At 61.2% G+C, this 13647-nt stretch carries 13 protein-coding genes; 1 reads left to right on the plus strand and 12 read right to left on the minus strand.

Annotated features, from left to right (window positions below; translation table 11 throughout):
• Nucleotides 1-153 precede the first annotated feature (153 nt).
• Nucleotides 154-1401, plus strand: coding sequence for a DUF2863 family protein (locus ACLRDN_RS15835; protein ID WP_413457061.1), 1248 nt, complete (start codon nt 154-156; stop codon nt 1399-1401).
• Nucleotides 1402-1646: 245 nt separating this feature from the next.
• Here the strand turns inward: ACLRDN_RS15835 and ACLRDN_RS15840 are convergent, their stop codons facing one another.
• From ACLRDN_RS15840 to rimO, 12 genes are all read right to left on the minus strand, one after another.
• Nucleotides 1647-2153 (minus strand): chemotaxis protein CheW, encoded by a 507-nt coding sequence (locus tag ACLRDN_RS15840; RefSeq protein WP_413457062.1) that lies wholly within the window; start codon nt 2151-2153, stop codon nt 1647-1649.
• Nucleotides 2154-2171: 18 nt separating this feature from the next.
• Nucleotides 2172-4340 carry a chemotaxis protein CheA gene (gene cheA / locus ACLRDN_RS15845; RefSeq protein WP_413457063.1) on the minus strand — a complete coding sequence of 723 codons (2169 nt, stop codon included), beginning with the start codon at nt 4338-4340 and terminating at the stop codon, nt 2172-2174.
• Nucleotides 4341-4394: 54 nt separating this feature from the next.
• A complete protein-coding gene (locus ACLRDN_RS15850; RefSeq protein ID WP_006463269.1) occupies nt 4395-4760 on the minus strand; it encodes a response regulator in 366 nt (121 codons plus the stop codon).
• A 129-nt stretch (nt 4761-4889) separates the two neighbouring features.
• Nucleotides 4890-5444, minus strand: a complete 555-nt coding sequence (locus ACLRDN_RS15855; protein WP_413457064.1) for a chemotaxis protein — start codon at nt 5442-5444, stop codon at nt 4890-4892.
• Between the two features lie 85 nt (nt 5445-5529).
• Complete coding sequence (gene motB / locus ACLRDN_RS15860; RefSeq protein WP_413457065.1) at nt 5530-6468, minus strand: flagellar motor protein MotB; 939 nt, start codon at nt 6466-6468, stop codon at nt 5530-5532.
• 79 nt (nt 6469-6547) lie between these two features.
• A complete protein-coding gene (motA, locus tag ACLRDN_RS15865; protein ID WP_088753345.1) occupies nt 6548-7408 on the minus strand; it encodes a flagellar motor stator protein MotA in 861 nt (286 codons plus the stop codon).
• A gap of 190 nt (nt 7409-7598) precedes the next feature.
• Complete coding sequence (locus tag ACLRDN_RS15870; protein WP_413457066.1) at nt 7599-8393, minus strand: class I SAM-dependent methyltransferase; 795 nt, start codon at nt 8391-8393, stop codon at nt 7599-7601.
• A gap of 98 nt (nt 8394-8491) precedes the next feature.
• Nucleotides 8492-9106, minus strand: a complete 615-nt coding sequence (gene flhC / locus ACLRDN_RS15875) for a flagellar transcriptional regulator FlhC (RefSeq protein WP_413457067.1) — start codon at nt 9104-9106, stop codon at nt 8492-8494.
• A gap of 177 nt (nt 9107-9283) precedes the next feature.
• Nucleotides 9284-9601 carry a flagellar transcriptional regulator FlhD gene (flhD, locus tag ACLRDN_RS15880; protein ID WP_034334003.1) on the minus strand — a complete coding sequence of 106 codons (318 nt, stop codon included), beginning with the start codon at nt 9599-9601 and terminating at the stop codon, nt 9284-9286.
• A 715-nt stretch (nt 9602-10316) separates the two neighbouring features.
• Entirely contained in the window at nt 10317-11513 is a 1197-nt protein-coding gene (locus ACLRDN_RS15885) for a cystathionine beta-lyase (RefSeq protein ID WP_413457068.1), read from the minus strand.
• 193 nt (nt 11514-11706) lie between these two features.
• The gene (locus ACLRDN_RS15890) at nt 11707-12117 is read right to left on the minus strand and encodes a hypothetical protein (RefSeq protein WP_413457069.1); all 411 of its coding nucleotides are present in this window, start codon (nt 12115-12117) and stop codon (nt 11707-11709) included.
• Complete coding sequence (rimO, locus tag ACLRDN_RS15895; protein ID WP_034334006.1) at nt 12117-13493, minus strand: 30S ribosomal protein S12 methylthiotransferase RimO; 1377 nt, start codon at nt 13491-13493, stop codon at nt 12117-12119. The genes ACLRDN_RS15890 and rimO overlap by 1 nt, the downstream gene beginning before the upstream one ends.
• Nucleotides 13494-13647: the final 154 nt, after the last annotated feature.

The raw sequence follows: 13647 nt of genomic DNA on the forward strand, positions 1-13647 counted from the left end.
GCAGCATCCGTAGTTCCCTGCAGGACAGAAAACGCCGGATTCGTCCGGCGTTTTTTATTGCCCCTTGGCGCTGAGCAAAGGCCGCGGCGGCTGACAGGACTGACAAATCATCTACAATAGGCGGTTTCGTTTCCACTGATACAGATAGCCTACATGCGTCGTCCCGCCAAACGTTCCTCCTCCAAGCTTTCTGCCGACAGTCAGCATCTGGTGACTTTTGCGCAAGCCATCGCGCAAGCCTCCAGCCGGCTCGAAGAGCGCGCCTGGCTGAAACCCCTGGACGCCCTGCTCAACAAGCTGCTGCGGGCCGGCCAGCAGGGCTTGATCGATGCCGCCCTGGATCATCTCTTCAAGGCCGACCTGGACGCCTACGACATCCTGATCGAAGCCGTCGAGGCTGGCAGCGAAGCCACCTCGCTGGAACACGAAGGCCAGGACTATGACGTGCAGCTGCTGGTGCTGCCGGTGCTGGCCTGGACCCGCTTTGCCATCGCCTCCGGCCCCATCGGCAGCGAGCTGCTCACCGCCATCGGCGCGCACCTGCACGCCCACGTGCTGGCCAAGGACGCGCGCCTGGCGCTGGCCCCCAGCCTGTTCTCAATCGAACAGTTGCCGCGCGTGCACGCCGACGTCTTCGCCCTGACCCGCCAGATGGGCCAGAGCGCCCTGAAAACCGGCCCGGTGCAGCTGCGCGGTGAACAGCCGCCCACTGCCGCCTTCCTGGCCGATACCCGCTACGTGATCGCCGCCGTGGTGGTGCCGGCCGGCGGCGCCCTGTTCCACTGGCAGGAAAGCGAACAGCAGAGCCATTTCTCGGCCAGGAAGGAGGCTGCCTTCGAGGCCTGGGTCCAGCAGGCCACGCCGCTCTTCACACGCCTGCTGCCGGGCTGCAGCGTGGAGCTGCTGCTGCCGCAAGCCTATTTCTTTGGCTGCCGCGAGGCCGACAAGCGCATCCGCCCGGCCTCCATCCGCGCCGCCGATTACTTCCTGACGCAGACCCTGGACATTTCCTCCTCGGAGCTGCACGCCAGCATCGGCGGCTTTTCCGAGGACATCAATGGCCAGATCGATGAATACCGCATCGGTTTTGCCATCGGCGGCGATCCGACCGTAGTCTATGGGACGGTCTGGCCGCTGTATGAACAGGAGAGTGGCGAAGACCTGCCCATGATGATCCCGACCGGGGCCGGACTGCTGGAAGGCATGCCGGCCAGCCCGCTGCAGCAGATCCTGACGGTGCTACGCGAATGCGGCATCGTGCACATCAAGCATCATGCAGAACGCTTCACCATGGAGTTTTGCGACGACTGTGGCGCACCGCTCTTCCCTGACCGCGAAGGTGAACTGGTGCATGCGGAAATGCCGGAAGATACGCCTCCTCCGGTCGAGCATTTCCACTGAAATATGAAGCAAAGTCCTGCCGGGAGGCAGGACGCGCGGTCCCGGGCAAGGCCGGCGCGCATGAAACTTCACAGGCGCTCAACAGCGCCCATAAAAAAGGCATCCACCACACGGCGGATGCCTTTTTCTCTTCTGTATCGGGCTATGATGCCCGCTTTTCCTGCGGTACCGAATGACGATAGGCGCCAGATCCGGACTGCGTCTCCTCCGGATCCCGTACTGCCAGGCTGCAGAGCCTCAACGAATCAGGCAGCCAGCTTTTCGATCAGGCCCATTTCGGCGCTGGACATCAGCTTGTCGATGTCCACCAGGATCAGCATGCGCTGTTCCAGGGTACCCAGGCCGATCAGGTAGTCGGAGTCGAAGGTGGTGCCCATCTCCGGCGCCGGCTTGACTTGCTCCTGGGTAAGGGTAATGACGTCGGAGACGCTGTCGACCACCATGCCCACGACGCGGCCGCCGATGTTCAGGATGATGACCACGGTGAACTGGTCATAGGTCGGCTCGCCCAGCTGGAACTTGATGCGCATGTCCACGATGGGGACGATGATGCCGCGCAGGTTCACGACGCCCTTGATGAAGTCGGGCGAATTGGCGATGCGGGTCACGGCTTCGTAGCCGCGGATTTCCTGAACCTTCAGAATATCGATGCCGTATTCTTCCTTGCCCAGGGTGAAGGCGAGAAATTCGTTTCCGTTGCTGTCGGTCTTTTCGCCGAAGCCGGAAAGATTCTTGGTTGCAGTGTCAGACATGTTGAGGCCCTTTAAAAATCAGGAAAATACAGATTCGTCATTCAGTTGGCGGCTGGATCGCAGCAAGGCTGCCACATCGACAATCAGGGCAACGCCGCCGTCGCCCAGAATGGTAGCACCGGAAATGCCAGCGACCTTTCGATAGTTGGATTCCAGGTTCTTCACAACGATTTGCTGTTGTCCGATCAGGTCATCCACGAAAAGTGCCGCCTTTTTCCCATCTGACTCCAAAATGACCACCAATCCTTGCGAAGGATCGGTAAATGAAGGCTCGATGTTGAAAATCTGATAAAGCGGAATCAGAGGCAAGTATTCGCCGCGCACCCGCAGCACCTGCCCCTGACCGGAAATCTCTTTGATATCTTGCTGCAAAGGCTGCAAAGATTCAACCACATATCCAAGCGGCAATATGTAAACTTCTTCACCGATCCGGATCGACATGCCGTCCAGGATCGCCAGTGTCAGCGGCAGCGAGATCGAAATCGTGGTGCCGAAGCCCTTGCTGGAGCGAATATCGACCGCACCGCCCATGGCCAGGATGTTGCGCTTGACCACATCCATGCCCACGCCACGGCCAGACACGTCGGTGACCTGCTCGGCGGTGGAGAAGCCGGGCTCGAAGATCAGCTGCCACACCTCGGCATCGGTGAGGCTGTCGGTCACCGGCATGCCCTGCTGCTTGGCCTTGGCCAGAATCTTGTCGCGGTTCAGGCCGCCACCGTCGTCGGTGACTTCGATGATGATGTTGCCGCCCTGGTGCTCGGCCGACAGCGACAGCACGCCCGCCTCGCCCTTGCCCGCCGCGCGCCGCGCGTCGGGCAGTTCGATGCCATGGTCGATGCTGTTGCGCACCAGGTGGGTGAGCGGATCGACAATGCGTTCGATCAGGCCCTTGTCCAGCTCGGTGGCCGCGCCGTGGGTGACGAACTCGACCTGCTTGCCCAGCTTGTGCGCCAGATCGCGCACCATGCGCGGGAAGCGCGAGAAGACGTAGTCCATCGGCATCATGCGGATCGACATCACCGATTCCTGCAGATCGCGGGTATTGCGGCTCAACTGGCTCACGCTGTTGAGCAGGTGTTCGTGATGCATGGGATCGAGCTTGCCAACGCGCTGCTCGATCATCGCCTGGGTGATCACCAGTTCGCCGACCAGGTTGATGAGCTGGTCGACCTTTTCGATACTGACCCGGATCGACGAGGATTCCTGGCCGGTGCCGCCCTTGACGGCCTTCTTTTCGCCGCCATGGTCGCCATGCAGGTGGCCGTCATCGTGATGGCCGTTGCCGTTGCCATTGCCGCCATTTCCATTGCCGCCGGCATGGGCGGCCGCTTCGCCATCGCTCTTCTTGGCGCTGATGTCCAGCGGCACGAAGGGGGCGAAGAAACCGTAACCCTGCTCGCGCTCCTTGTCTTCAATGGCCGTCTGGTTGTCGAAGAAACCATAACCCTGGGCGCGCTCGCGCTCCTCCTGGGTAACGAAATTGTCGAAGAAACCGTAGCCGCGCTCTTCGTCGCTGCTCTTGGCCGCTTCAACGGCTTGCGAAATCTTCAGGTCGGCCACGTTCATGATGAAGGCGCAGATGGCGACCACGTCATCGATGGGTTCGGCCGTGTCGAGGATGAAAATCCACTTACCCTCGGGCGACTTGTTCTTCTCCAGCTTGCCCAGCATGGACAGCTCGTCGGCCAGGGCCTCGGCATCCTTGTCGGTGATGGCCGGCATGTCCAGCCGGTAGCGGTGCACGCCACCGGGGCCGACCACGGCGGCTTCGGCCACCGGGGCGGCGCTGGAACTCTTGCCCTGCGAGAGCGCCTCCAGCAGCATGCGCACGTCGCCCACGGCATCCTGGTCGACGGTTGCGCCATGCTTGTGACCGTCCAGCATGGACTTGAGCACATCCTTGGCGGCCAGGAAAGCATCCACGTGCTCCGAGGTCAGCTTCATCTGGCCCTGGCGGATGCGGTCCAGCAGCGACTCCAGGACGTGCGTAACTTCAGCGATGTCGGTCAGGCCGAAGGTGGACGAACCACCCTTGATCGAATGGGCGGCACGAAACACCGCGTTGAGGTCTTCCGGATCGGGAGACGCCACATTGACGGCCAACAACAGCTTTTCCATTTCCGCGAGGCCTTCCTCGGCCTCGTCGAAAAAGACCTGGAAAAACTGGCTCATATCAATGCTCATGCCTGGGCTCCATGCTCGATGCAGTACGTATCTTCTTCTTGTCCCGGCAAACGATCAGCCGATCACCTTGCGCACCACCTCGGTCAGGCGCTGCGGGTCGAAGGGCTTGACCAGCCAGCCATTGGCGCCGGCGGCCTTGCCCTTGGCCTTCATCTCGTCGCTGAACTCGGTGGTCAGCATCAGGATGGGCACGCGCGCGTAACTGGTCAGCTCGCGCAGGGAGCGGATCAGCGTCAGGCCGTCCATGCGCGGCATGTTCTGGTCGGTCAGGACCAGGTCGAAGGTATGCGTCTTGGCCTTTTCCAGCGCGTCCACCCCGTCGACCGCTTCGGTCACGTTGTAACCCGCAGCTTTCAGACTGAATACCACCATCTGACGCAGTGACCCGGAATCATCTACTGCGAGAATCGTTTTGGACATCGTTACTCCCTGTTTCTTCAATAAGGCTCATGCGCGTATGCATTATGCCGCACCCTTGGCCATCGACCTACCGCCCAGCCAAGGCCGGAATGACCTAGTTCAATCTTGTACCACTCAGCCAGCCACCACTCAGAACAGCTCGATGTCGCCGCTTTCCATGCGGGTCTGGCGTACTGCCTTCCAGAGCCCGGTGTCGAGCATGTTGAGACGCTCTTCGATGGCCTGCACCGTGCTGGCCAGCAATTCCCGGACCTCTTCGTCGGACTGGCCCTGTTCGGGGACGATCTCGAAGCTGTTCGCACTCAGGACCCCCAGCGCCTCACGCAGGCCGATCACGCGGCGCACGATACGTTCCAGCAGCTGGCTGGTCATGTCCTGGAACTGCAAGCCGGTCACGGCCGCGTTGACGTAGTGGCTGACCTCGCCCTGGGTCGCCTTGAGCTGTTCGATGCTGTTGCTGTCGAACTGGCCGCTGCCATTCATCAGGCCTTCCAGGATGGTCTGCTGCGTCTGTACCGCCCGATGCAGCTCCATGAAACTGTTGCCCAGCTTGCCGATGGCTTCGCCCAGCAGGATGTTGGTCTGGACCAGGTCCGACTCCACTTCCGTCAATTGGCGGCTGCCGCCGCTGGCAGTATCGAGCAACAAGCGCTTGAGCTCCTGCAGCATGGTCTTGGTCGGCATATCCGGCTCTCTTCCCCTGTTCAATTGGAACACTTCTGCTTCATTGGCAAACCCCGCGCAAGCCACCCCGTCCCGGTGCCTGCCGTCAGTTCTTCGGCGGCGCACTCAGACCCTGCTGCACGTCATCATCGGTGGCGTCGGTGGGCACGTTCAACGAGCCACTATCCTTTTCCACCAGTTCTTCGGCCTTCTTGTTCATGACGATGATGCTGATACGGCGGTTGATCGGGTTGAACGGATCTTCCTTGTCCAGCAGCACCGCCGAAGAAAGGCCCACCACCCGCAGCACCTTCGACTCATCCATGCCGCCGGTGATAAGTTCGCGGCGCGACGCATTGGCGCGGTCAGCCGACAGTTCCCAGTTGCTGTAGCCCTTCTCTCCGCGCGAATAAGGCGTGGCATCGGTGTGGCCGGACAGGCTGATCTTGTTGGGCACATCATTCAAGGTGCGGCCGATCTCGTGCAGGATGTCCTTGGTATAGGGCTGCAGCTGCGCACTGGCCAGGGCAAACATGGGACGGTTCTTCTCGTCCACGATCTGAATGCGCAGGCCTTCGGAAGTGATGTCGATCAACAGCTGGTTCTTGAACTGCTTCAAGGTCGGGTTGGAGTCGATGGCCTTTTCAAGGCGCGACTTCAATTCTTCCAGGCGGGTGCGCTCGGCGCGCTCCAGTTCCTGCTGCGCCTGCTTGAGGCTCTGCTTGCGCGAGACCACATCGTTCTCGCCCTTGCGCAGCTGGCCGTCCTGGCGGGTCAGATCCTTGCCGCCGCCGGGCAGCACCGTGTTGGCGTCGCCACTGCCGGAACCGCCGGCCATGGCCACCTTCAGCGGCGTCTTGAAGTATTCGGCGATACCGTTCAAGTCACCCTTGGCGGTCGATCCCAGCAGCCACATCAGCAGGAAGAAGGCCATCATCGCAGTCACGAAGTCGGCGTACGCAATCTTCCAGGCGCCACCGTGGTGACCCCCGCCGCCCTTCTTGATCCGCTTGACGATAATGGGACGTAGACCTTCGTCGGCCATGCCTGTGCTCCTGCTTCAATACTGATGTCTGTGTGAATCGCCCTGCCTGCCGGCCTCCCCTGGCCGGCCTGCCGACCGCTTACTTGCCCTTGGCCTGCTTGACGTGCTCTTCCAGTTCGAGGAAGGTCGGACGTTCGGTCGAGAACAGGACCTTGCGGCCGAATTCGATCGACAGTGCCGGCGCATAGCCATTCAGGCTCGCCAGCAGCGTCACCTTCACGCACTGGTAGATCTTGGTCGATTCGTGCAGCTTCTGTTCCAGCAAGCTGGAGAGCGGACCCACGAAACCGTAGGCCAGCAAAATACCCAGGAAGGTACCGACCAGCGCGTGCGCGATCAGCATGCCCAGCTCGGAGGGAGGGATACCCACCGATTCCATGGTGTGCACCACGCCCATCACCGCCGCCACGATACCGAAGGCCGGCATGCCGTCGCCCAGCTTGGCGATGCAGTGCACCGGGATTTCACCCTCGTGGTGATGGGTCTCGATTTCGTTGTCCATCAGGTTTTCGATCTGGAACGCATCCATGTTGCCCGAGACCATCAGGCGCAGGTAGTCGGTCATGAACTCGATGAGGTGATGGTCCGCCAGCACGCCCGGATACTTGCTGAAAATCGGGCTGCTTTCCGGCTCTTCGATGTCGCCTTCGATCGACATCAAACCCTCTTTACGGGATTTGGTGAGGATCTCGAAGAGCAGCGCCATCAGCTCCATGTACAGCGCCTTGGTGTAGGTGCTGCCCTTGAAGACCGTCGGCAAGGCCTTCATGGTGGCCTTGATCGCCTTGTTGTTGTTACCGACCAGGAAAGCGCCCAGCGCGGCGCCGCCGATCATGAGCAGTTCGAGTGGCTGGAACAGTGCCCCCAGGTGGCCGCCCGACAGGGCAAAGCCGCCGAAGACGGACCCCATGACCACGATATATCCAATGATGACTAGCAAGTGCCTACTCCCGTCCCTGTGGCGTTGAGTGTATTTTCACGTTTGTCAGATTACAGGTATTCCAGTCAGGCAAATGGGGGAATACATATCCGAAAAACGCCCTTCCTTTTCGATTTACGGCTGAATTCGCGCAAACTTGATACGTCGCGTCTCGCAGCCCCCGGTAAAGGGCCTCTGTACCTGCGCGGCCTCACATGCGCCACCCGTGCAGTACCCTGCCGCCATCCTCCGGTTCGACCACCACATCCGGCGTGGTACCGGGGATATGAAATTCGTAGCTCAGAAGCAGCGTCCCCGGCCTCATCTCGGCGCGCGCCTTGTGCCACAGCGCCTGCATCGCCGCCGGAGAGAGGTAGGCAAACACCACGTCATAGTCACCGAAATCGAGCAGCAGGTAGTCGCCCCGCACGAAGCGGCAGCGATTGCCCGCCAGCGCCGCCCGCCCCCGGCTCACCAGCCACGGCAAGGGGGCAATCTCGATGCCGGTGAATTCACTCTCGGGCCGGCGGCGCGACAGGTCCAGCACGGCACCACCCAGGCCGCTGCCGATATCCATGAAACGGATCGGCCGCCCCTCGGGCAAGAGACCTGCCACCGCATCCCAGGCAGTCTGCCCGGAAGGATAGAACGGCACCTGGCTGCGAAAGGTCGACCAGAACAACACCAGCATGAACAGGAACACCGCCAGGAACACCCATGAAGGCAGATGCAGCTGGCCCACGCCCAGTGCAGCCACCGGGAACACCAGCAGGATCAGCCACCACCAAGCCGCCATGCGGCGCAGACGCGCCAGCAGCGCGGCGAAAACACCATGCAGCAAGGAAGTCTGGAGGGGGGAAAGAGACGCCAGGCCGACGCGCTGAAGCAGGACATCGGCCACATTGGCAGCGATCAAGCCCAGCACGAACAGCAGCAGGGCCTGGATGGCCGGCGCCTGCCACAGGGGCCTGCGCCCGGCGCCGGGGTGATTCTCAGGTTCGGACATCGAGGCAATCGGCCTTATTCTTTTTTGGTTGAACACCCTGGCCCATTACCGCCCTGCTGCTCACACGCAGCAAGGCACTGGTGCATCCCTGCCCCGGTTCAGGCCACAGCGGCCAGCACCGGTTCAGCGGCCAGGGGCGCAGAAGCGGCCACCGGCATCGCACCTTCGACCAGACCCATGATGACCGCATCCTTGGCCTTCTTGGTCTTGCCGGCACGCGAAGGCATGTGGCACAGGCCGCACAGGTAGTCCTGGTGCAGGTCCAGGCGATGCACCACGAAGTGGCCGTGACACTTGCAGCAAGGCGTGGTCATGAGCATCTTGCTTTCGAAGAAGCGCACCAGCGTCCAGGCACGGGTCAGCGAGAGCACCGGCTCGCCGGCATCGTTGTAGCCGACCTGCTCCAGGTAGAGCTTGTAAGCCTTCATCACGGCCTCGATGCCACTGATGCGGGCATGGTCCACCAGATAGCGGTGGATGTTGATGAACAGCGATGAATGGATATTGGGCTGCCAGGTGATGAACCAGTCCGTCGAGAACGGCAGCATGCCCTTGGGCGGCGAGACGCCCTTCAATTCCTTGTACAGCTTCAGCAGGCGCTCACGCGACAGCGAAGTTTCCGATTCCAGCAACTGGAGGCGCGCCCCCAGATTGATCAGTTCAATGGCCAGCTGAATTTCCTGCGCCTCTGTGACAACGCTCTTCTTAGCCATGATGCTACCCCCCGGTGATTTCGTAGTAAAACTGCCTGACCCCAGTCCGCTTGCCCCAGGCAGGCGAACTCTCAGACATGAATGCAAGACTGAAACTGAATAACTGTGTAGAACGTCTTCCCCTCCGGCGCGTTGACTGCCCCTGGCCACGCCGGCCATGCTTTTTGTCTTGTTTTTTTACGAAATTTGTTCGCCGGGCTGACAGGCCATCAGGATGGCCGCATGAGACTGCGCCAGGCTCTTGTCCTTGTTGTAGTTGGTCAGCATGCCGAGGATGGCGCCGTCGTCGAAACGAAAACGGGTCAACATCATGTTGGTCGCCGCCAGCTTCATGATCTGCACGTTGGACAGGCCTTCGATCAGATCGGCGATCTCGGCGCTGATTCCCAGACGGAAGATTGCGGTCGGTTTGTCCGAACGGATCATTTGCTGTGCCAGCATGAGATAGCTCAGGTTGGCATCGCGGATCTCCGCCATCATGTCGTTGGTATTCATTTGCACCCCACCTCGGTAAGAACTTCCTACGGCTCACGCGGCGCAAGGCTGCGTCGAGCTGCTTACAATCACTTACATTTACTTGACTGCAAGCCAATTCTGAGGGGGGGGCGGACAGGCGGGAAATTAGACTTGGTCGGTATTTTTAGACGGAAACCGGCCGGAGCATCTTGTAGGAATTCGTCCTACAGGAACAGGAGATATTGGCGAAGTTTTATGTGCCGTGCGAGGGAGACTCAGGACGCTCGCGACTTTGAGCGCCAATCAGGAATTTCCCGATCAAAAGGTTTCTTGGTTGAAATGACAAAACAAAGTTGTCATGAGAGAAACAAAATAAATTGTAAATCTTCGAGGTTTTCTCGCTGAATGTTGCGGGAGGACGACTAGCTCATCCAGATTTCTTCTGAGACTGCTGAGTTCAACTGTAGTTTCCTTCCGCTAGCCGATGAAGAAAACTTGCATGGATTTACGCAAGTTGATGACCTTTGCGCAACGTCCTCTCCATCGAATTCAAGGAGGCACAGTCCCGTATCGAGAATTGCTACCATTTTATGACGCACCGGTAGGCGTCAAAACGCCAAACAGATACGACATTTACCTTTATTCAATTTCTCGGGTGCAAAGTGGGCATTGGAATGCGGCCCCTTCCCGCCCGCTGCAGCTGCCGCTGCCGCTGCCGCAGCAGCAGGCAGCACGCAGCAGGCGGCAGAGCGGCTTACAACTTGCCCAGCGCCTGCTCGATGTCGGCAATGAGGTCGGCGGGGGCTTCGAGCCCGATGTTGAAGCGCACCAGCACGCCTTCGCGCTGCCACTGGCGGCGCATGCCGCGCATGCGGTAGGGTACGCAGAGGCTGTGGGCCCCGCCCCAGCTGTAGCCGATCTTGAAGAGCTGCAGGCTGTCGACGAAACGGTCCGTCTGCTCTTCGCTGTAACGGGCATCGAAGATCACCGAGAACAAGCCCCCTGCTCCCGTGAAATCGCGCTTCCAGTGGGCGTGTCCGGGGCAATCCTCAAAGGCCGGGTGCAGCACCGCCACGATTTCCGGGCGTTGCTTGAGCCAGGCCGCGACCTGGCGCGCGGCCGCATCGTGGGCCTCGAAACGCAGGCGCATCGAGGACAGGCTGCGCAGGACCAGGTAGACGTCATCCATGCCCACGCCGAAGCCCAGGCGCATGTGGGCCAGTTCCAGCTTCTCGTTGAGCGCCTGGTCGCGCACGATGACCGCGCCCATGAGCACATCCGAGCCGCCGGACTGGTATTTGGTGACGGCTTGCATGACGATGTCCACACCGTGTTCGAAGGCCTTGAAGGCGATGCCGGCGGCCCAGGTATTGTCGATGGCCACCAGCACGCCCTTTTCATGCGCGGCACGGCACAGGGCCGGGATGTCGGGCACTTCCATCGAGACCGAACCGGGTGCTTCGGTCCACACCAGGCGGGTATTGGGCCGGATCAGATCGGCCAGGCCGGCGCCGATCATCGGATCGTAGAAGCGCGCGGTGATCTGGAAATCACGCTCCAGCCACTGTCCCAGGTCCTTGCTGGGGCCGTAGACGTTATCCGGCAGCAGCACGTCGTCGCCCGTCTTCAGGAAGGCGAAGTTGACCATGGCGATGGCTGCCAGGCCGCTGGGGGTGACACGGCAATAGGTGCCGCCCTCGATCTCGGCCAGCCGCGCTTCCAGCACGAAGCTGGTCGGGGTGCCGTGCAGGCCATAGGTGTAGCCCAGCTTTTCGCGCCAGTCGCGCGAACGCATGGCGGCCACGTTGGGAAACAGCACGGTGGAGGCATGATGGATGCCGACCGGGAAGGCTTCAAACCCGTCCGGGGCGCGGTAGCTGCTGTGGACCAGTGCGGTCTGGGGATCGAGCAGGAGAGAGGATGCGGGGGACGTTGCTTTGGATTCGGACACGGATCTGCCTCTGGAAACGATGGCGCCCCAGGGACGGGGCGCAAAGGCCTCACTATACGCGCAGCTTGTTCACATCGAAAGCAACAGAAGCGGCCGGAAAACCCGAGAAATGGCGCTGATGGCAGAACAGCGTGAACGCTGTTTCATATCGCCTGTACAGCGCCGTAGTTTGGCCTTCGTCGCCGCCCGGTGCTCAGGGCAACTGCAAGGCAAAGGGCTTGCTGATGCTGCCATCGGCACTGGACCAGGTCCCGGTGATGGACTGGCCCTGGCGGTGCCCTTCCCATTGCCCGGATACATCCTTGCCATTGAGCGACTCTTCCATCAGCAGGTCGTCGCCCTCGACCTCCCCGGCCACCAGGATCTCGGGGGAACCGCCGAAGAAGAAGTAGTGCCCTTCGAGACCGTCTTCATTCTTCTTGGGCTGCAGCGAGAGCTGGATGTCGCGCCCGTCGATCTGGCCGCGCAGCACCAGGGCGTGCGTCATCAGGGTCTTCTGCAGCGAGCCTTCAGGCGCATTGGCAGCGGGGCCGGATGCTGCGGCCCGCGCCGGCATGAGCACGCTGGCACTGCACAGCACCAGCGCCATCAGGAGCGCTCGCATCACTCAGCCGCGCCCCACAGGTCGTGGGCGTCGGCGGCGGTGATGCGCACGTCGACGAACTGGCCCACTTCCAGCTTGCGATGCGGTTCGAACGGCGGCTTGACGTAGACCACGCCATCGATCTCGGGCGCGTCCGAATAGGTGCGGCCGGTACCGCCATTGCGGTCCACTTCATCGATGAGCACGCGCAGGGTCTTGCCGACCTTGGCTTGCAGGCGCTTCTTGGAGATCTCTTCCTGCAGCTGCATGACACGGCCACGGCGTTCTTCGCGCACTTCTTCCGGCACCGGGTTGGCGATCTCGTTGGCGGTCGCGCCTTCCACCGGGGAATAGGCGAAGCAGCCCAGGCGGTCGATCTCGGCTTCCTTCAGGAAGTCCAGCAGGTACTCAAACTCGGCCTCGGTCTCGCCGGGGAAGCCGGCGATGAAGGTGGAGCGGATCGTGATGTCCGGGCACAGGGCACGCCAGGCCTGGATGCGCTCGATGTTCTTCTCGCCATTGGCGGGGCGCTTCATGCGCTTGAGCACATCCGGGTGAGCATGCTGCAGCGGCACGTCCAGGTAGGGCAGGATCTTGCCTTCGGCCATCAGCGGGATGATCTGGTCCACGTGCGGGTACGGATACACATAGTGCAGGCGCACCCAGGCGCCGTACTGCTGGGCCAGTTCGCCCAGGGCGCCGACCAGCTGGGTCATGTGGGTCTTGATCGGCTTGCCGTTCCAGAAACCGGTACGGAACTTCACATCCACGCCATAGGCGCTGGTGTCCTGGGAGATCACCAGCAATTCCTTCACACCGGCCTTAAAGAGGTTCTCGGCTTCCAGCATGACATCGGCGATGGGACGCGAGACCAGGTCGCCGCGCATGGAGGGGATGATGCAGAAGCTGCAGCGATGATTGCAGCCTTCCGAAATCTTCAGATAGGCGAAATGCTTGGGGGTCAGCTTGACGCCCTGCGGCGGCACCAGGTCAATGAAGGGGGCATGCGGCTTGGGCAGGTGCTTGTGCACGGCCTGCATGACCTCGCCCACGGCGTGGGGGCCGGTCACTTCGAGGACCTTGGGGTGGATCTTCTGGATGATGTCGTCGCCGTCGGCATCCTTCTTGGCACCCAGGCAGCCGGTGACGATGACCTTGCCGTTTTCGTTCAGGGCTTCGCCGATGGCGTCCAGCGACTCCTGCACGGCGGCATCGATGAAGCCGCAGGTGTTGACGATCACCAGGTCGGCGCCGTCGTAGGACTTGGCGGTATCGTAGCCTTCGGCGCGCAGCTGGGTCAGGATCTGTTCGGAATCGACCAGTGCCTTGGGGCAGCCGAGGGAGACAAAGCCGACCTTGGGCAGGGCCGGGGTGGCGGGAGAAGACGGGTTGGACATGGCAGAAGGCTCAGTGAGACGGGCCGCAAACGGCCGAAAATACGGGAAGAAGCGAAAAATGCTTTAAAAATCAGGGCGCTATTGTACATCGTCCGCTTCCCGGCGCTCGATTTTGCCTGTTTCTGTCCTGTCTTGACGGCCATCGGCGCGGTCT

Source organism: Herbaspirillum huttiense (assembly GCF_047300815.1).
Taxonomy (GTDB): domain Bacteria; phylum Pseudomonadota; class Gammaproteobacteria; order Burkholderiales; family Burkholderiaceae_D; genus Herbaspirillum; species Herbaspirillum huttiense_A.

What these genes read in the sequence shown, in the direction of transcription:
- ACLRDN_RS15870 (WP_413457066.1), bottom strand. Translation starts at nt 8,393, where the DNA reads ATGTCCGAACCTGAGAATCACCCCGGCGCCGGGCGCAGGCCCCTGTGG.
- ACLRDN_RS15890 (WP_413457069.1), bottom strand. Translation starts at nt 12,117, where the DNA reads ATGCGAGCGCTCCTGATGGCGCTGGTGCTGTGCAGTGCCAGCGTGCTC.
- flhD (WP_034334003.1), bottom strand. Translation starts at nt 9,601, where the DNA reads ATGAATACCAACGACATGATGGCGGAGATCCGCGATGCCAACCTGAGC.
- ACLRDN_RS15855 (WP_413457064.1), bottom strand. Translation starts at nt 5,444, where the DNA reads ATGCCGACCAAGACCATGCTGCAGGAGCTCAAGCGCTTGTTGCTCGAT.
- rimO (WP_034334006.1), bottom strand. Translation starts at nt 13,493, where the DNA reads ATGTCCAACCCGTCTTCTCCCGCCACCCCGGCCCTGCCCAAGGTCGGC.
- ACLRDN_RS15850 (WP_006463269.1), bottom strand. Translation starts at nt 4,760, where the DNA reads ATGTCCAAAACGATTCTCGCAGTAGATGATTCCGGGTCACTGCGTCAG.
- flhC (WP_413457067.1), bottom strand. Translation starts at nt 9,106, where the DNA reads ATGGCTAAGAAGAGCGTTGTCACAGAGGCGCAGGAAATTCAGCTGGCC.
- ACLRDN_RS15840 (WP_413457062.1), bottom strand. Translation starts at nt 2,153, where the DNA reads ATGTCTGACACTGCAACCAAGAATCTTTCCGGCTTCGGCGAAAAGACC.
- motB (WP_413457065.1), bottom strand. Translation starts at nt 6,468, where the DNA reads ATGGCCGACGAAGGTCTACGTCCCATTATCGTCAAGCGGATCAAGAAG.
- ACLRDN_RS15835 (WP_413457061.1), top strand. Translation starts at nt 154, where the DNA reads ATGCGTCGTCCCGCCAAACGTTCCTCCTCCAAGCTTTCTGCCGACAGT.
- cheA (WP_413457063.1), bottom strand. Translation starts at nt 4,340, where the DNA reads ATGAGCATTGATATGAGCCAGTTTTTCCAGGTCTTTTTCGACGAGGCC.